Origin of the sequence: Candidatus Corynebacterium faecigallinarum (assembly GCF_052264515.1) — a bacterium.
Taxonomy (GTDB): domain Bacteria; phylum Actinomycetota; class Actinomycetes; order Mycobacteriales; family Mycobacteriaceae; genus Corynebacterium; species Corynebacterium faecigallinarum.
In genome coordinates, this window is sequence record NZ_JBQQOC010000082.1 from 1 (window position 1) to 764 (window position 764).

Here is a 764-nt window from a genome sequence, read left to right on the forward strand (position 1 = left end):
GTTCCTATTGGTTGCCCGGTGGCGAACACCATCGCCTACGTCCTGGACACCTGGCTACGCCCCGTCGCCCCCGGCGTGACCGGGGAACTCTACCTCGGCGGTGACCAACTCGCTGACGGCTACATTAACCGGGCAGACCTCACCGCCGCTCGGTTTATCGCCAACCCCTTCGCCGACGATGACACCCCCGTCGGTGACCCCCACGGACCCGGCTCCCGGCTGTACCGCACCGGGGACCTGGTGCGCTGGAATCGGGACGGCCAGTTGGAGTACCTCGGCCGGTCCGATGACCAGGTCAAGATCCGCGGCAACCGGGTCGAACCCGATGAAATCCGCGCCGTACTGGCCGCTCACCCTGGTGTGTCCGCCGCCGCGGTGGTGGCCCTGGATCATCCGGCCGGCGGGAAGTTCCTCGCCGCCTACATCACCACCAGCACCAGCGCCACCGGTGGCGATCAGACAGATCACGCTGACGGTGATGATCGCGACTGGTTCACTATCCTGCGTGACTGGGCCGCTGACCGGTTGCCCGACTACATGGTCCCGGCCACTGTCAGTGTCCTTGATGAGATGCCGACCACCGTCAACGGCAAACTCGACCGCCGGGCCCTACCCAAACCCGATCTAACCGCATCCGCCGGTGCTGGTGGCAGGGCACCGGACACCGGCACCGAACAGGCCATCGCCGCGGTGTTCGCCGACGTGCTCAACCTCAGCAACGACGTGGTCCTGACCATCGACGACGACTTCTTCACCCTCGGCGG

The 764-nt window shown here is 66.5% G+C and carries 1 protein-coding gene; it reads left to right on the top strand.

The annotated features are described in order from the left end of the window. Positions 1-18 precede the first annotated feature (18 nt). On the top strand, positions 19-764 hold a 746-nt coding region (locus tag ACTXPP_RS14130; RefSeq protein ID WP_443342752.1), incomplete at its 3' end, for an AMP-binding enzyme.